Origin of the sequence: Arthrobacter alkaliphilus (assembly GCF_021483235.1) — a bacterium.
Classification (GTDB): Bacteria; Actinomycetota; Actinomycetes; order Actinomycetales; family Micrococcaceae; genus Arthrobacter; species Arthrobacter alkaliphilus.
Window position 1 is genome coordinate 1 of record NZ_JAKEEC010000005.1, and the last position, 16391, is coordinate 16391.

General features: G+C 64.0%; 15 protein-coding genes. 4 read left to right on the top strand and 11 right to left on the bottom strand.

Translation table 11 applies throughout. The features are described 5' to 3' along the window. Positions 1 to 287 precede the first annotated feature (287 nt). A complete protein-coding gene (locus L0B83_RS05470; RefSeq protein WP_234757396.1) occupies positions 288 to 1217 on the top strand; it encodes a hypothetical protein in 930 nt (309 codons plus the stop codon). 203 nt (positions 1218 to 1420) lie between these two features. Here the strand turns inward: L0B83_RS05470 and L0B83_RS05475 are convergent, their stop codons facing one another. From L0B83_RS05475 to L0B83_RS05485, 3 genes are all read right to left on the bottom strand, one after another. Then, the gene (locus L0B83_RS05475; protein WP_234757397.1) at positions 1421 to 4189 is read right to left on the bottom strand and encodes a PAS domain S-box protein; all 2769 of its coding nucleotides are present in this window, start codon (positions 4187 to 4189) and stop codon (positions 1421 to 1423) included. A 139-nt stretch (positions 4190 to 4328) separates the two neighbouring features. Then, a complete protein-coding gene (locus L0B83_RS05480; protein ID WP_234757398.1) occupies positions 4329 to 5219 on the bottom strand; it encodes a ribonuclease Z in 891 nt (296 codons plus the stop codon). Between the two features lie 78 nt (positions 5220 to 5297). Continuing rightward, a complete protein-coding gene (locus tag L0B83_RS05485; RefSeq protein WP_234757399.1) occupies positions 5298 to 6404 on the bottom strand; it encodes a PDDEXK nuclease domain-containing protein in 1107 nt (368 codons plus the stop codon). Positions 6405 to 6620: 216 nt separating this feature from the next. On the opposite strand from L0B83_RS05485, the gene L0B83_RS05490 reads away from it, so the two are divergent. The 3 genes from L0B83_RS05490 to L0B83_RS05500 all read left to right on the top strand — a co-directional run bounded on the left by L0B83_RS05490 (position 6621) and on the right by L0B83_RS05500 (position 8524). Beyond that, complete coding sequence (locus L0B83_RS05490) at positions 6621 to 6815, top strand: DUF1918 domain-containing protein (protein ID WP_234757400.1); 195 nt, start codon at positions 6621 to 6623, stop codon at positions 6813 to 6815. A gap of 130 nt (positions 6816 to 6945) precedes the next feature. Further along, positions 6946 to 7755 (top strand): thioesterase family protein, encoded by an 810-nt coding sequence (locus L0B83_RS05495; RefSeq protein ID WP_234757401.1) that lies wholly within the window; start codon positions 6946 to 6948, stop codon positions 7753 to 7755. Then, positions 7748 to 8524 carry a lipoate--protein ligase family protein gene (locus L0B83_RS05500; protein WP_234757402.1) on the top strand — a complete coding sequence of 259 codons (777 nt, stop codon included), beginning with the start codon at positions 7748 to 7750 and terminating at the stop codon, positions 8522 to 8524. Before L0B83_RS05495 ends, L0B83_RS05500 begins: the two co-directional genes overlap by 8 nt. 28 nt (positions 8525 to 8552) lie before the next feature. On the opposite strand, the gene L0B83_RS05505 is transcribed toward L0B83_RS05500, so the two are convergent. The 8 genes from L0B83_RS05505 to L0B83_RS05540 all read right to left on the bottom strand — a co-directional run bounded on the left by L0B83_RS05505 (position 8553) and on the right by L0B83_RS05540 (position 16271). Further along, on the bottom strand, positions 8553 to 8810 hold the full coding sequence (locus L0B83_RS05505; RefSeq protein WP_059389319.1) for a mycoredoxin: 258 nt from the start codon (positions 8808 to 8810) through the stop codon (positions 8553 to 8555). Between the two features lie 125 nt (positions 8811 to 8935). Then, positions 8936 to 9325, bottom strand: a complete 390-nt coding sequence (locus tag L0B83_RS05510) for a hypothetical protein (RefSeq protein ID WP_234757403.1) — start codon at positions 9323 to 9325, stop codon at positions 8936 to 8938. Positions 9326 to 9378: 53 nt separating this feature from the next. Then, complete coding sequence (locus L0B83_RS05515) at positions 9379 to 10449, bottom strand: APC family permease (protein WP_234757404.1); 1071 nt, start codon at positions 10447 to 10449, stop codon at positions 9379 to 9381. Between the two features lie 4 nt (positions 10450 to 10453). After that, positions 10454 to 11704 (bottom strand): Nramp family divalent metal transporter, encoded by a 1251-nt coding sequence (locus L0B83_RS05520; protein ID WP_234757405.1) that lies wholly within the window; start codon positions 11702 to 11704, stop codon positions 10454 to 10456. 104 nt (positions 11705 to 11808) lie between these two features. Beyond that, positions 11809 to 12786, bottom strand: a complete 978-nt coding sequence (trxB, locus tag L0B83_RS05525; protein ID WP_234757406.1) for a thioredoxin-disulfide reductase — start codon at positions 12784 to 12786, stop codon at positions 11809 to 11811. An 80-nt stretch (positions 12787 to 12866) separates the two neighbouring features. Further along, a complete protein-coding gene (locus tag L0B83_RS05530) occupies positions 12867 to 13463 on the bottom strand; it encodes a TMEM175 family protein (RefSeq protein ID WP_234757407.1) in 597 nt (198 codons plus the stop codon). A 76-nt stretch (positions 13464 to 13539) separates the two neighbouring features. Continuing rightward, the gene (locus L0B83_RS05535; RefSeq protein WP_234757408.1) at positions 13540 to 14583 is read right to left on the bottom strand and encodes an NAD(P)-dependent alcohol dehydrogenase; all 1044 of its coding nucleotides are present in this window, start codon (positions 14581 to 14583) and stop codon (positions 13540 to 13542) included. A gap of 125 nt (positions 14584 to 14708) precedes the next feature. Next, complete coding sequence (locus tag L0B83_RS05540; RefSeq protein WP_234757409.1) at positions 14709 to 16271, bottom strand: CehA/McbA family metallohydrolase; 1563 nt, start codon at positions 16269 to 16271, stop codon at positions 14709 to 14711. Between the last annotated feature and the right edge of the window lie 120 nt (positions 16272 to 16391).

Here is a 16391-nt window from a genome sequence, read left to right on the forward strand (position 1 = left end):
GCACTGGCGGCAAGACCGGCAAGCACGGTGACGGAAGCGGCAACGGCCTCCACGGCCGCCGCGCTCTCCGCACCCCAGACTGTCCTTCGATCCATACCCCCACCCTCACACGAGGCACCGACAATTTAGCGTCCAAGGCGTCAACGGCCCGGAAAATCGCCAAAAAACACCGCCGGGTACCGCGACCAAGGTTCCAAGGAACCATGGGATGTTTCTATAAGCGGCACGTAGTGATCTGTGTCGCTCAGTGGAACCTCTGTGATATGACCCGGTGGTAGGTTCGGCTCATGACCGACGAGGACGCTGCCCTGCCGCCTGAATGTTACGTTACGGACTGGCCCTGGCCCGACCGCTCGCGCCCTCCCATGCCGCCAGGGTGGTCAGTTAAAGGCTTCGCGGATGATTTCTGCTGGCTTGGCGAGGACGTCCTTATCAATGCCGAAACGGATGTCCTTCCGCCGGGCTGCGAGGACAGTGTCTGGATCCTTCACAATCAGTACGTTTGCCCACCTGGCATCGACCCCGGAGCGCTGGCTGACGAGGATAACCCCAACCCCTACCCTGTCGCCCCTCCGCCCGAATTTGTTCGGGTGAGGTGGGAGGAAGTAGCGGACATAAAGGGTGTTCCACTACGGGGGACGTTCTGGGATGGACTTGAAGTTCCTCCGTGCTTCCGGTGGGACGCTTTCCTGAGTTGGCGTGAAGCATCACTCATAATTCCGGGCGCTGAGTTTGTGTATCAGCCGGTGGATGCGACCATCGGCCACGTGGAGTTGGAGGCACTCCTGCCGCTGCTAAGGGCTGCGACAACAGCGGACCGGATGGAGTCAATATTCCACGCTGAGGGCCTGTTCGAGGATCACACTTTGGGTTGTGTCCTCGATATAGACAGCGTGCTGCATCGGCGTGTCTTCTCCTTCAAGCTCGACGACTTGCTGCCCACCATGCTTAGACCAGACGCTCCAACCGTGACGCCAGAGTTCTGGTGGCCGGAGGACAGGGCGTGGGTTGTCTGGACTGATTGGGATCTGTCCGGCTCTAAGGTCTTTGGCAGCAAGAAACTGATCGAGGAACTGAGGCGGCATCCTGACCTCGAAACTCTTGACTGGCTCCCGGTCCGAGTGCACACGCCGTCATCGCCCCGGGCCTCCGAGCCATTGGGTAGTGAGCCCCGTGACACCCAGGGCACAACGGGGGGCCGGCGGCGTCTGGGGTAGAGAGTCCCGAGCCCCGGGCTCCAGGGGCCCTCCCGCCGTCGGCCCCGTCCAACGCCGGTCCCGGAGGGCCGGCTGGTCTGCATCAAGCCGTTGTGTTGATGTATTAATTCAACATCTTTCCGCGCCCTAAGGCACGAGTGCCGCCTACTCGTTTTCCATGCACTGACGGCCGGACATGCCGGAAATCCTACGTGGGCACCCCATCATCCAATGCCCTTTCGAGTCTCCTCGCCGGGCACCCAGCGATTCAGGGCCTCGCCGAGCGCTGCCAGGCCCACCGGTTTGCTGAGATAGTCATCCATTCCGGCTGCGAGGCATCGTTCGCGGTCTCCGTCCTGGGCGCCGGCCGTCATGGCGATGATGGGCAGGCGGACGGAGCCCATCTCCCGTGCCCGAACGGCTCTGGTGGCCTCGAAGCCGTCCATGACGGGCATGTGGCAATCCATGAGCACAGCGGCATATGTACGGGCCGCGATGGCGGAGATTGCCTCAGCACCATCCGAAGCGACCTCGGCGACGTAGCCCAGTTTGGCGACCATTTCACAGGCGACGAGCTGGTTCACCGCATTGTCCTCCACCACAAGGATCCTCCCTTTGGAGGGCCGGTCCTGCGTCGGAGGCTGCGTAGGTGCGGATGCAGGCCTCGATCTTGGGTTTTCCGCTACGAGCCGCGTCAGGCGGTCGAAGAGTTCCGAGCCGCGGACCGGCTTCGTCAGCCATTCACTGATTCCCGCGCTGGTCATTTCGGTCTTGGACAGCTGGGACCCGGAGGTCAGCATCATCAGCCGGATGCCCTGCAGCTCGGAGTCGCTCGAGAGCTTCTGGGCAAGCTCCAGGCCGTCCATGTCGGGCATGAACATGTCGAGCACGGCAATGTCGAAGGGTTTCCCTTCGGCTGCCGCCTCCTGTGACCGGTCGAGCGCCGTGCGGGCGTCGGCAACCGGTTCCGGTCGCAGGCCCCAGGTGTTCAATTGTGATTCCAAGACGAACCTGTTGGTGGCATTGTCGTCGACGACCAACACACGCAGACCTGCCAGCTGGCTAGGGACCGTGCGGCCGGGAACCGACGCGGGTTCCTCGGCGATCGGCAATCGCAGGGAGAACCAGAACGTGCTTCCCTCGCCGGGAGTACTGGTCAAACCGATGTCTCCGCCCATCACTTCGGTCAGACGCCGGCAGATGGCCAACCCCAGCCCGGTTCCACCGTACCGACGCGTGGTGGAGGCATCCGCTTGCGAGAACGAGTCGAAAAGGCGCGAATGATCCGCAGCGTCGATGCCGATACCGGTATCGCTGACCTCGAATCGCACAAGCGCCGTTCGTGCGTCCTGGTCCTCGAGGGTTACCCGGATGGCAACTTCACCCGACGCGGTGAACTTTACGGCGTTTGAAGCGAGGTTCAACAGCACCTGGCGGATCCGGCCGGCATCACCGACCAATTGCGCGGGCACATCGGGGTGGCAGTACGCGATAAGTTCCAGTCCTTTGCCTTGGGCTGCTTCGGCAAGGAGCGAGGCGACTTCCTCCATCAGGTCCTGCGGATCGAAGGGCATGGTGTCGAGATCGATCTTGCCCGCTTCCAGTTTCGAGAAGTCCAAAATGTCGTTAATCAGGGTCAATAGAGCTCCGGCAGCGGTCTGGACCCCTTCGGCGTACTTGCGCTGCGTCTCATCGAGCGGGGTGTCCAACAACAGTGTTGTCAGGCCGATGACCCCATTCATGGGGGTGCGGATCTCATGGCTCATCGTGGCGAGGAACTCGGATTTCAACCTGCTCGATTCCAAGGCAGCCTCCCGGGCGGCCAACAGCTCCGCTTCCGCGGCACGCCGGGCGGTTATGTCCTGCTCGATGCTCGCAATTCCTATGACCCCCTTTTCGCCGCGGATCGGAGAGACCGTGAGGGACACGGGAACGATGGACCCATCCTTGCGCATCCGGTCTGTTTCGAAGCTGCGGGCCTGGCCGCCATTCCGGACAGCGGCCAGCATCTCATCGTCAGCTTGTAGGTATTCCGGAATGAGGAGCCGGACGTTCTGCCCGGTGGCTTCGGCAGCAGCGTAGCCGTAGAGCTTCTCCGCTGCGGGGTTCCAGCTGGTGATGAGCCCCGTGGGCGTCATGCCGATGATGGCGTCAGCCGACGACTCGACGATCGCCGCCAGGCCCTCCACCTGGGCGAGTGCCTCCCGCGCCTGGTCCTGTGCGCGCTGACGTAAAGTGACGTCACGGAAACTCCAGACCCGTCCCACGATCTCATCCCCGACCTGCTGGGGCCGTGAATAGCGCTCAAACGTCCGTCCGTCATGGAATTCCAGCATGTCCAGGCTCTCCGCACCCGGATCGGCGTACAGTTCCTGGACCTTGCCGATGAAGCCGTCGGGATCCTTGAGCTGTTCGAGGACGAAAGCCAACAACCGGCCGTCGTCGTGGGATTCCATAAGCTCGGCGGGGATGCCCCACAACTCGGCAAAGCGTTCGTTCGCCCCTGCGATTGTGCCGTCCGCGGCGACAACCAGAATGCCGTCGGCCGTGGACTCAAGGGTGGCACGGAGAAGGGAGAGGGCATCGCGCAGCTCGGCATCAACGCGGACGCGGTCACTTACTTCGCGGATGGAGGCTACGAGTTGCAGGTCCGGACCGGCGCCCAGGGGAGCGAAGCTGACCTCAATGGGAAATTCGGCGCCGTCCCGATGGCGTCCGAATAGTTTCAGGTCAGAACCGGCCCGGCGTCCTTCTGGATGGCGCTCGAAGAGGCCCCGGATGTCGACACGATGGCCCTCGAACCGCGCCGGAAGCAGCATCTCATAATGATTGCCGAGCAGCTCGCCACGCGAATAACCAAAAAGCCGCTGCGAATACGCATTACTGAACGTGATCTCACCGTTCGCGTCGATCACGAGCAACGCGTCCGGCACGGCCTCGACCAGTCCGCTCAAAAAGCCGGGCTGATCCAGCGGCCCCATTTCGTTTGTCATTTCGGCCCCCAGAGCTGAACGGATGACAAGCGCGGCCGCATCCGCGGACGCGTGGGGTGTGCCGGGGTGGCCCTCCCATGGACAGATTATCCGGGAAAGCACTCGAAAGCATCAGATATCCGCCAGCTACTTCCGTCCCCTACAACCACCGCTGCCGTTTCGGGAAGGGAACCCGGTCCAAGTCGTTCGCGGCCATGACGGCGGCACCACCGGACCGCGCCCGGGCTTGCTCGGCCAGCCTTCCGACGTCGGGATAGCGCGACGAGAAATGGGTCAAGATGAGCATGCCCGCTTCGGCGGTGGCAGCCAACGCACCGGCCTGTCCGGCAGTGAGGTGACGGTACTGCGCGGCGAGCCCGCCGTCGTCGTCGCTGAAAGTGGACTCAGCCACTAGAAGGTCCGCACCCGTGGCGAGCTCCTCGGCACCGTCGCATGGCGCCGTATCCATCACGAATGCGAAGCTCTGCCCGGGCCTCGGGACGCTCACGTCTTCCAAGCGCACCCCGCCCAGGCTCCCGTCCCGCTGCAGGCGGCCAATATCAGATCCGGTAATTCCGGCCGCCGCGAGCCGCTCCGGCAGAAGGCTGCGTCCCTCGGGCTCCACAACCCTGTAGCCGTACGTCTCGATTCGATGGAGCAGTGGGCGCACTTCCACCCCCTCGGCGATGGCACCGCCACTACCGTGGGGATGAAGCCGGAGGTCGACGCCGGGAGACGCCACGGCCACGAGCGCGCGGATCATGTCCTCCCCGGACGCGGGAAAGTGCAGGTGCACCGGGTGGTCCACCCCGTCCAGGGCCATGCGCGAAATCACCCCCGGGAGCCCGAAACAATGGTCGCCGTGCACGTGGGTGATGCAGATGCGCGTGATCCGGCTGGCCGAGACGCCGGCTTGGATCATCTGCCGCTGGGTACCTTCTCCAGGATCGAAGAGCAGGCCCTCGCCATCCCAATGCAGCACGTATCCGTTGTGGTTGCGGGTCCGGGTGGGGACCTGGGAGGCGGTGCCGAGAACCACGAATTCACGCATGGAACCGAGTGTCTCATTACTTGGCACCATCCAGGCCCCCTCGCTCCGCCCGGCCGGCGCTAGATCGAACCGCCGGAGCTAGATCGAACCGCGGCCGACGGCGGGCGCACGCCCCTCGGCCGGTTCGTCAGCCAGTTCCGCCTCGAGGAGTTCGATACTCGGCAAGCTCGAAGCGAGTTCCTCAGGGAGCGATTCGATGATCTTGCTTTGCCATTCCGATACGCCGATGGGCAGGTTGATTCCCCGCAACGCATACTCGGCCACCACGTTGTTCTTCTCCTTGCAGAGCAGGAGGCCGATGGTTGGCTTGTCATCCGGGTGTGCCAACAGATCGTCAACAGCGGCCATGTACATGCCTAGCTGGCCGACAAATCCGGGCTCAAACTTCACGGCCTTGAGCTCGATCACAACGTAGCAGCGGAGCTTCAAATGATAGAAGAGGAGATCCGCGAAGAACTCATCACCGTTGATTTCCAAACGGACTTGCTCGCCGACGAAGGCGAAGCCTTGGCCCAGTTCCAGGAGGAACTTTTCCACATGCTGGACAAGTTGAAGTTCCAGTTCCCGCTCGTCGCGGCGGTCGGTCATCGCCACGAAGTCGAATACATACGGGTCCTTGGTGGCTTGTTGGGCAAGATCCGAGTCCGCCGGCATCATGGTGTTCTTGAAGTTGGTAATAGCCTGTCCGGAGCGCTCATGGAGGCGCGTTTCGATCTGATGGGCAAGAACGTTGCGCGACCATCCGTGTTCGACGGCGGCCGCGGCGTACCAGAGGCGGGTCGCGGCGTCGTCGAGCTTCTCAAGCAGTGCGATCTGGTGGTACCAAGGCAATGTTGCAAGCGGCGCTTGCAACATTGGGAACTCCGGCCAAGCCTGGGCGAAGGTCTTCATGTAGCGGAGGTTCCTCGGCGAGAACCCCTTCGAACCGGGGAACCGCGTTCGGATGTCCGCCGAGAGGCGGGTGACCACCTTGGAACCCCAGCCTTGCTCCGATTCCCGCTGTGCCAGTTGCCGGCCGATGGACCAGTAGGACGCGAGCAACGTTCTGTTCGCTGCGGAAATGGCCCGTGAGCGTCCTGTGCTTACTTCCCGGGAGACGCTGGCAAGCAGCTCCGGGTACCAGTCCGGCATGGAAGTTCGCGCAGGGGGAGCCGTAAATCCCGCGGCGGGTGCCGTGGGGGTCATTTCCGGTTTCAGTCCATGGCTTTGCACTGGCATCCCTCTTTTGTGGTGGCTCTACGCCGACGACGGTTTGTCAGGCGCTTCGTGAAAAAAGGTATGGGGGAGGGCAGACAATTTAGGAACATCGGCACGGAACCGCCAGGCCGCCCGGTTGGCCGTCCGCAGCCTGTTCCCACGACGGCCCAACGCTCGTAATCTGAATCCTGGGAGGTGGTTCCTGTGGAAGCAGCCCAGGGAGATCGGATCATCATTCATGGCAGAACGGTCGGCGCGTCCGACCGGCACGGCGAGATCATCGAAGTCCGCGGTGCAAATGGTGCGCCGCCGTATTTCGTGCGCTTTGACGACGGCCACGAGACCATCCTGTATCCAGGTGGTGATTTCACGATCGATCACACAAGCGGCGGGCGGTAGGCGCCCGTTCCTCTTCCTTGCCGGTTTGGCGGTCCGCCCGGGCGCGCGGCGCCTGCCGCATCGGGCGGCGGTGGCACCAGAAGATACAGTGGTTCTGAGTTCCACTACCGGACCGGCGAAAGGGCAGGCGTTGAGTATTGAGCTTCCGGACCTTGCGGAAGGCGACTTCTACTACGAATCCCTTGGGGGTGGGCGGTTCCGCTCAACCATCCATGCCCAGGGGGCGTGGAATCCGCACGAGCAGCACATGGCGCCGGCATCGGGCATCCTGGCGGACGCCCTGCTCCGGCATGAGCCGCGCGACGACGTCCGGATGGCCCGGCTCAGCTACGAAATCCTGGGATTGATCCCGGGCGGCGAATTCGAAATCACCACAACCACGCTCCGCCCGGGCAGGACGATTGAGTTGGTGCAGGCGGAACTCTCGGCGGCGGGGCGCGTGGCAATCCGCGCCACTGCCTGGCGCATGGCCACGAGCGACACGAGTGCGGTCGCCGCCGTAGAAGACGCCGCAATGCCCGCCCCGGACGAATGCAAGCCGTGGGACGGTGCCAGCGTGTGGCCTGGCGGCTACATCCGGTCCCTCGAAATGCGGATAGCGGAAGGACACCGGGCCGGCTCGGGAAAGGTCTGGATCCGCACGGAGCATCCGCTCACCGATGCGGCGGACAGCCCCGATGTTGCCAGGCTCGTTGGACTCGTGGACACCGCCAACGGAATTGCCGCGCGCGTCTCACCGGGCAAGAACAGCTATATCTTCCCCAACCTTGACCTGCAGATCCACATGTACCGTGAACCGGCGGGGCAATGGCTCGGCCTGGACAACCTCGTCTCCTTCGGCACTGACGGCATCGGCCTCACGTCCACGGTCCTTCACGACATCAGTGGCCCTTTCGGCCGGGCGGAGCAGATCCTCACGCTGAGGAAGACAGATGGCTGAGGACCTTGCGCGCACACAGCGCAAGCTGACGGTAGTGCGCCAGGAAGAATCGCTTGGCGCCGCCGCTGACCTGGACTTCGGAATCGAGCTCCTCAACCGTGCCCGCAGGGGACTGCTCGGCCCAACGCTGCGGTTGTACCGGCCGCGGCCTACGGTGGCGTTCGGGCAACGCGATGCCAAGCTGCCGGGATTCCAAGCCGCGTCCGAGGCTTGCCGGGACTTGGGTTTCGAACCATTGATCCGCAAGGCGGGCGGCCGGGCAGCGGCCTACCATGAGGGCACCTTGGTGGTCGACCATGTGGAGCCGCACGCCGATGCGATTGCCGGGGCGAAGTCCCGCTTTTCCTTCTTTGGCGAGCTTCTCGCGGGGGCGCTCCGCCGCGTCGGGGTTCAGGCCGCCGTCGGGGAGATCCCGCGCGAGTACTGCCCGGGCGAGTTCAGCGTCCACGGCCTGGATCCCGATTTTCCGACGCACCAGATCAAGCTTGTCGGCACCGCCCAAAGGGTGGTCTCCGGGGGATGGCTCTTCAGCTCGGTGATCGTCGTCGAGAACTCGGCTCCCATCCGCGAAGTCCTCACGGCCAGCTACGCCGCTCTCGGACTCGACTGGGATCCCGCCACTGCCGGGGCGGCAAATGACCTCTTGCCACAACTGGACGTACCCATGGTGCAGGACGCCGTCCTCGCCGCATACGGGGAATACGCCGAACTCATCGACGGCGATTTCCAGAGCCTGCTCCCTCTCGAGAGCACCAGCTCGCCGTCGTAGCCCTCCCGGATGACCCGGCTGCCGAGGATCAGGCGGCGAGGCGCGCTTCGACTTCAGCTGCGGACGGGTTGGTGGCCGCGGTGCCGTCCGGGAAAAGGACCGTGGGTACAGTCTGGTTGCCGCCGTTCAGTTTTTCCACGAGTTCGGCGGTGCCCTCAACCTCTTCGATGTTGATCTCGTTGTAGCCGATGCCCTTGGCGTCCAGCTGCTTCTTCAGACGGTTGCAATAACCGCACCAGGTGGTCGAGAACATGGTGATGGTGCCGGATTCGGGGGTGAAGTCCACGGATTCTCCTGCTGTCGTTGATTTGAACTACTCGCGTCAACGGTAACCCGGCAGGCGCTATTCCTTCGCGCGCATGTGTCACATGACACGCAAGGGCTAATCATGCATATATTCGGCGCGCGGTCCTAGAGCGCTTCCTCGACGGCGACGCCGGACTGGAACTCCCGGCCGTCGGCCTCACTGAAGGCCGTCATCACATGTCCCTGGCCAAGGCCGTTGATCGCCGAGATGGGGAAATGGCCTGTAATGACGTTCCCCGAGTGCTCGACACCCTTGAGGTCGTAGTTCTCCTCGGCGCTTTGGTCGTGGTTAAAGGAAAAGAAGGCGATCGCCTCCCCGTTCATGAATTCGATACCCAGTCTTCGTTGAGAGGAATAATCGGGAGTAGCCGCGACCAGGCCCACAACAAAGGCGCCGGAACCAGGGATGCTTCCCTCGATCTCGAACTTCGCCACGAGCGTGGCTTCCGTGGCGGTGACGCTGGCCTGCTTCAGAAGTGCCTCATGGTTGCTCATGGCTCAATCCTGCTCTGTGCGACCTCCGCCGTCCACCCCTGATCCTCGTTTTGTCAGGCCTTGCCCCGCGCCCGCGCGTGACGCCATCGCCTGAGCCGCAGGAGGCGCAGGACGATTCCCGCTGCGAACATGAGGACGCCCAGGCCTGCCGATAGGGGCGGAAGCGTCGCCACGAGGATCACGCAGGCCAGGGCTCCAAACACCTGGAGCACTTTGGGGTATAGGCGGTCCTGGGCCGGTTGGGTGAACGCGGCAATGTTTGCGACCAGGTAGTAGATGAGCACGCCGAACGAGGAGAAGCCGATCGCGCCCCGCAAGTCGGCAACCGCCACGATCACGCAGATCAGCACGGCCAGGGCGGCTTCGGCCCGGTGCGGGACCCGGTACCGCGGATGGACGGCGGCAAGCCAGTGTGGCAGGTCGTGGTGCCTGGCCATTGCCAGGGTGGTGCGGGCCAAACCGGCGATGAGGGCCAACAGCGCCCCGAGGGAAGCCACCGCGGCTCCTCCGCGGACCACCGGCACCGCCCAGGCGAAGGTCCCGCCTCCGATCGCGGCGGCGAGCGGCGTCGGGGTGCCCGCCACCCGGTCCGGACCGAGCGCGGCAAGGAGAGTCACGGCGATGATGGCGTAGACGACGACGGTGATGCCCAAAGCGATTCCGACGGCACGCGGAATCGCGCGGCGGGTCAGGCCGGCCGTGCGGGTCACCCCGTGATAGTTGACGACGGCGAGGACGGCGACGGCGGCGATGGCTACTGGACGTTCCCATCCCGGAGGGGCTGCGTAAGCGGCGAAAGTCATCGCCATGGCCGCCGCGCTGGCGGTCTTGCCGATGACGAAACCCCAGCCGGCGATGTAGCCGGCCCAGGGCCCCAGCCGTTCACGGCCGTAAATGTAGGTGCCGCCCGACGTCGGGTATGCGGCGGCAAGCTGGGCGGAGGACGTCGCGTTGCAGAATGCCACGGCAGCCGCGACGACGAGCCCGATGAGCAGTCCTGATCCTGCGGCTGATGCGGCGGGAGTGAAGGCGGCGAACACACCGGCGCCGATCATCGAGCCCAGGCCAATTACGACCGCGTCGAAGGTACCCAGCCGACGGGCCAGGGCCTGGGGGTTGCTCATGTGCCTAGGACTTCCCCGTTACTGTCAGGACGATCAGGACGCAGTTCAGTCCCACAATAAGGCCGGCGCTGGTCCACCCGGCAATCCTCAATGCGGTGGAATCCGTGTGGATGCCCATGACCTCGCGCTTGCCGGTGAGGCGGATCAGGGGAATCAAGGCGAAGGGAATGCCGAAGCTCAGCAGGACCTGGCTCAGCACGAGTGCCAGGGTGGGTTCAATGCCCGCGCCGAGAACGAGCAAGGCCGGCATGAGCGTCATCACGCGGCGGAGCAGCAACGGTATGCGGATCTTGAGGAGCCCGCCCATGATGGTCGCGCCCGCGTAGCATCCAACGGACGTTGAAGCCAGGCCCGAGGCAAGCAGACCGACGCCGAAAGCCACTCCAATGACAGGGCCAAGGGCCGAAGTAACGGCGGCATGGGCCCCGGCAATAGTGTCCGTTCCTTCGACTCCCCGGAGGCTGGACGCGGCCAAAAGCAGCATGGCGATGTTCACCACCCCGGCAAGGATCAAGGCGCCGGCGACGTCCATCCGGGTCGTCCTGATGAGCCTCGTCCGTTCAGCGGGGTCCTCCGCGAATCCATGGCGGTCGCGGGCCAGGGCAGAATGCAGGTAGATCGCATGCGGCATGACCGTGGCGCCGAGCATGCTCGCGGCGAGTAGGACCGTATCAGTGCCCTCGAACCGCGGCACCAATCCAGCCAGTACTCCACCGGTCGCAGGGGGATTGACGAAGAGACCCGAAACAAAACCGACGGCGATGACTGCAAGGAGCATCATGATGGCGTACTCAAAGGACTTCTGGCCCCGCGACGATTGGAGCGCCAGGAGCAACATGGAAGCCACGCCGATGATGACCCCGCCCATGAGAAGAGGCAGTCCGAAGAGGAGGTTGAGCGCTACCGCGCCGCCAATGACTTCGGCCACGTCGGTAGCCGCGGCCACCACCTCCGCCTGGACCCAGAACAGCCTGCGGTGGTGGTTTCCCAGGCGTTTGCCGAGTAGCTCCGGAAGGGTTTGGCCGGTGGCCAGGCCAAGTTTCGCCGACTGGTATTGCACCAGGACCGCCATGATGTTCGCCGCCACGAGGACCCAGACGAGCAGGTATCCGTAATTCGCTCCCGCAGTGAGGTTTGCCGCGACGTTGCCCGGATCCACGTAGGCGATTGCAGCCACAAAAGCCGGGCCCAGCAACAACAGCCGGGACTTCCACCGGGGTTTTCCCAGCGGGCGCTCAACCATCGTGGCAGCCATGGTTTCCTCCACTGCGGGGATACGGACATGATGAGGATACCGTTAAGTTAGGCGCACCGAAAAGTACTATTTAGGCCTGGCTGCATCGAAGGCCCCGCCCGGGCTCAGGCGTGGGTGGGTTCTTCCACGAGGGCCGTGGCAATGCTGTCCGCGTCCGCGAGCGCGGCGAGGTACCGTTCGGCATCGAGCGCCGCCGCGCAACCCGTGCCGGCTGCAGTAATGGCCTGCCGGTAGCGGTGATCCACGGCATCGCCGCAAGCAAATACCCCTGCGATGTTGGTAACGGTCGTGGGGGAGTCCACCTTGATGTATCCCTCGGCGTCGAGATCCACCTGGCCTGCCACAAGGTCCGTGCGGGGGACATGTCCAATGGCCACGAATATGCCCGTAGCCGCATGTTCACGTGATTCGCCCGACCGCGTGTCTGTGAGGGTCACCCCGGTGACTTTGGTGTCGCCGTGGATTGCCGTGACGGCGGAATTCCACGCGAAGCGGATTTTCGGATTGTCCTTGGCCCGTTGGGCCATGATCCGGGAGGCGCGGAGTTCTTCCCTGCGGACGACGACGGTCACGGACTTTCCGAACCGGGTCAGGAACATCGCTTCCTCCATGGCGGAATCACCGCCGCCCACCACGATGATGTCCTGCTCGCGGAAGAAGAAGCCATCGCACGTGGCGCACCATGAAACGCCATGCCCGCTCAGTCTCTTCTCCTCGGGCAAACCGAGTTCCTTGTAGGCGGAACCTGTCGCAAGGATCACGGCCGGTGCCTCGTGGCTGTCCCCGGAGCCGGTGACCACGTTCTTCAGGTGCCCGGCCAGCTGAACTTCAGTGACGTCGTCGAACACTATCTTGGCTCCGAAGCGCTCGGCCTGCTCCTGGAGGCCATCCATGAGTTCGGGACCCTGGATTCCGGAAGGGAAGCCCGGGAAGTTCTCAACCTCCGTGGTGTTCATCAGCGCGCCGCCGGCGGTGACTGCTCCGGCAAGGACAAGGGGGTGCAGGCCCGCCCGGGCCGCATAGATTGCCGCTGTGTAGCCAGCGGGGCCGGATCCGATGATGATCAGCTGCTCTTTGCTCATGGGACAAGTGCAACAAGGTCAAGTGGATCAAGCAAGGGCTCGTCGTTCCAGATGCATAATCGTTGGAGCGCGGGCGCCACCTATCCGGCCGCGTCCTCGTGCCCACGGGTGACGAACTGCTCAACGCGCCGATCCGGGACCAGCCAGATCAAGGCCACCACAGTGTACGCCGCGACAGCGAGCAAAGGATGGACAAGGCAGAGACCGAGGCCGGTCACGTAGATAAACGGCGACGACTTCCCTTTCCAGTCCCGGCCGATCGCCCGTGCGAGCGCACCCCGCCGCCCCTGTTGCCTGATCAACGACTGTTGCAGGACAAAATAGGCGACGGCGGCGCACACCAGGTTGAAACCGTACGCCAGTACGGGGACCTCGGCGAAGCCCGAGTCATCCATCCACCGCGTGCTGAACGGGAAGAGGGAGATCCAGAACAACAAGTGCAGGTTCGCCCATAGAATCCGGCCGTTGACGCGGTCAGCCAGATGGATCATGTGGTGGTGGTTGTTCCAGTAGATCCCCACGTAGACGAAGCTGAGCATGTAGCTAAGGAACGTAGGAAATACGCCGAGCAAGGCATTCCAGCTCGGCTCCGGGGGGACCCGCAACTCAAGCACCATGATGGTGATGACGATGGCCAGGACGCCGTCGCTGAATGCCTCGAGCCGGTTCTTGTTCACAGGATTGCCTTCATGGGGCCATCATCGTCGGCGCGGACGCCTATGGCCAAACTGACGTTAAGCCAGCCCTTCGCACCTAGCCCAGCGTGGACGTGTCAATGACAAAGCGGTACCGCACATCGGAGGCGAGGACGCGCTCATAGGCATCGTTGATCTTGCCGGCCGGAATGACCTCGATTTCGGCTCCCAGTCCATGCTCGGCGCAGAAGTCGAGCATTTCCTGCGTCTCCCGGATGCCGCCGATCATGGAACCGGCGAAGGACCGGCGTCCGCCGATGAGCGCGAACGCGTTGACCGGCAGCGGTTCAGCCGGGGCGCCCACGTTCACCAGGGCGCCGTCGAGGCGCAGCAATTGAAGGTAGGAGCTGATCTCGAGCGAGGCGCTGACCGTGTTGATGATGAGGTCGAACGAGCCCGCCAGTTCCTCGAAGGTGGCCGGATCGGACGTGGCGTAGTAGTGGTCCGCGCCCAGGCGCAGTCCGTCTTCCATTTTCTTCAACGACTGGGACAGGACCGTGACTTCGGCGCCCATTGCGTGTGCGAGCTTGACGGCCATGTGTCCCAGGCCGCCGAGCCCGACGACGGCGATCTTCTTTCCGGGTCCGGCACCCCAATGCCGGAGCGGCGAATAGGTGGTGATCCCTGCGCACAGCAGGGGAGCGGCGGCGTCGAGGTCTATCCCTTCGGGGATCCGCACCACAAAGTCCTCGGTCACCACGACATGCGTGGAGTAGCCGCCCTGCGTGATGGTCCCGTCCCGGTCAACGGCGCCGTAGGTGCCGGTCATGCCTTTCAGGCAGTACTGCTCTTCGCCCTTGCGGCAGTTCTCGCATTCGCGGCACGAATTGACCATGCAGCCGACGCCGACCCGGTCGCCGACCTTGTGGCGGGTGACTTCGGAACCGATTCCGGTCACGATGCCGGCGATTTCGTGTCCCGGTGCGAGTGGGTAGGACTGCGGTCCCCAGTCGCCGCGGACGGTGTGGATGTCTGAATGGCAGATGCCCGCGTTCTTGATCTCGATCAGTACGTCGTGGGCGCCGACGTCGCGGCGCTCGATGGTGGTCGGAACGAGGGCTTCGCCAGCGGACGGGGCAGCGTATGCATTGACGGTGAGCATTTTTCTCCTGTTGGTGGACCGAGGATTGGCACTATCCATCCAACAGGAGAATGCCGGGTCGAGGGGGTCCCTGCTGGTAGGTGTTCCGGCAGGGACCCCCTCAAGGGAATCGGATGCGTTGCAGGCTAGCTGGCGCCGAGGAAGATCGGGTTGGTCAACGCCGCCATGGGGCCGAGGGGGATGACGGATCCCATTTCGGTGCCGCTGCCGGATGTGCCGTCGAGCTTCGGGTGCCGGACCTCGGTGCGCACGTAGGCCGCGAGCTGCGGGGTGGTAATCCACGTGCTCGTTCCTTGGCCCGAGGCGGGAAGCGTGATCTGCTGGGTCTGTCCTTCATCCGTGATAAAGCGCACGACGCCGTTCGGCACGCCGGAGACTTTCGCCGTCACGGTGACGCGGGCGTCCTTGGCGACGTTGAGCCGCTCGCCAACCGTGGCGCTCTTGCCGCCGGACGTGACCTGGAAGTCCACCGAGACGTCAGCCGACTCGGCGATCCAGCTACGGCCCTTGCGGATGCCGTCGAGGATGGCATCGCGGGACAGTGCCGCGGCGTTGACCACGTTGTGCGGGAAGCCGATGACCTGCGGGACGCTGTGGGCGTCGCTGTTGCCCATGGCCGGGAGCCACCGCTCACCCTTGCGTACGGATTGGGCGAGCATCGAATCCCAGGTGCTAACGGAGGTTTCGTCGTCCAGGGTCCAAGGGCCCGTCCATACCTCGACCGCGTCGGCGTCGTCATATCCGAACTTCCAGCGGCAGGCGACATATGGGCAGTACGGGTGGGCCGGAACAACAATGCCGCCCGAGGAGTGGATGCGCTTGGCTTCCTCTTCGAACCCCTTGTCACGGGCACGGTAGCGCCAGTCGATCCATTCGCCCGGCTCCAGGCCGAGCGCGAGGTAGTGGCCGTTTCGCGTGGTGACTTCTTCACCGGTGAGGATCAGCAGATCATTGCCGGCGAGCGGGCCCCAGGCGCCGTGCGATGCCGGGGTGTTGTGGTCCGTGGAGATCATGAAGTCGAGGTGCGCGGCGCGGGCGCCGGCTGCCACCTCGGCGGGGGTGCGCTTTCCGTCCGAGTAGACAGTGTGCAGGTGCGCGTCGCCGCGGTACCAGCCTGCGCCGCGGCCGGCGATCTGCTGCGGCGGGTACTGGGGCTTGTAAGGGGCGGCGTCGGGTCCGTACTCAAGGGTGACGTTCACGGTGTAGTCCAGGCCCTGCTCGGCCACCTGGTACGGGCCGAGAACAATGTTCCACGTGCCCTTTCCGATCGGCCCTGGCAGGTAGCCCGGCGTCGTTTCGCCGGCGGTGATGCTGAATTCGGTGCGGAAACCGCCGGACCAGCCGCGGAATCCCTTGCCGGCAAGATCGGTGCCCTTCTCATCGAAGATTCCGATGTCGCAGGCGTTCGAGAGAAGGCCGGGGGTCACCTGGGGCTTGTTGTAGGAGTATGAAACGCTGATTTTGTTGACGCCCGCCGGGACCTCGATCGGCAAGTAGACGAAGTCGGCTGCGCCCGGATCGAGATGTCCGGTGATCGTCTTGGTCTTGCTGGTGCCGGTATCGGCTGCAGCGAACGAAACCGGGGCCAGGGTCAGGGCCGCGCCGGTCAGTGCAGCGGCCAGGAAGCCGCGACGGGAAGGGGAAAAGGAGACATTGTCGCCCTCATGGGCTTTGCATGGTGAAGTCACTCGCTCGATACTGCACTTCGTTACTGAACAGTAGGCAACGGAACCGAAAACGCAGCATGAAGGCCCGAGCTACGGCAAGCGGAGTCCATCCAGTGGACGCATCATCGTTTGCCCTTGCCA

Coding starts and splice junctions, on each gene's coding strand:
- L0B83_RS05470 (WP_234757396.1), top strand. CDS start 288: ATGACCGACGAGGACGCTGCCCTGCCGCCTGAATGTTACGTTACGGAC.
- L0B83_RS05475 (WP_234757397.1), bottom strand. CDS start 4,189: ATGACAAACGAAATGGGGCCGCTGGATCAGCCCGGCTTTTTGAGCGGA.
- L0B83_RS05480 (WP_234757398.1), bottom strand. CDS start 5,219: ATGCGTGAATTCGTGGTTCTCGGCACCGCCTCCCAGGTCCCCACCCGG.
- L0B83_RS05485 (WP_234757399.1), bottom strand. CDS start 6,404: ATGACCCCCACGGCACCCGCCGCGGGATTTACGGCTCCCCCTGCGCGA.
- L0B83_RS05500 (WP_234757402.1), top strand. CDS start 7,748: ATGGCTGAGGACCTTGCGCGCACACAGCGCAAGCTGACGGTAGTGCGC.
- L0B83_RS05510 (WP_234757403.1), bottom strand. CDS start 9,325: ATGAGCAACCATGAGGCACTTCTGAAGCAGGCCAGCGTCACCGCCACG.
- L0B83_RS05515 (WP_234757404.1), bottom strand. CDS start 10,449: ATGAGCAACCCCCAGGCCCTGGCCCGTCGGCTGGGTACCTTCGACGCG.
- L0B83_RS05520 (WP_234757405.1), bottom strand. CDS start 11,704: ATGGCTGCCACGATGGTTGAGCGCCCGCTGGGAAAACCCCGGTGGAAG.
- trxB (WP_234757406.1), bottom strand. CDS start 12,786: ATGAGCAAAGAGCAGCTGATCATCATCGGATCCGGCCCCGCTGGCTAC.
- L0B83_RS05535 (WP_234757408.1), bottom strand. CDS start 14,583: ATGCTCACCGTCAATGCATACGCTGCCCCGTCCGCTGGCGAAGCCCTC.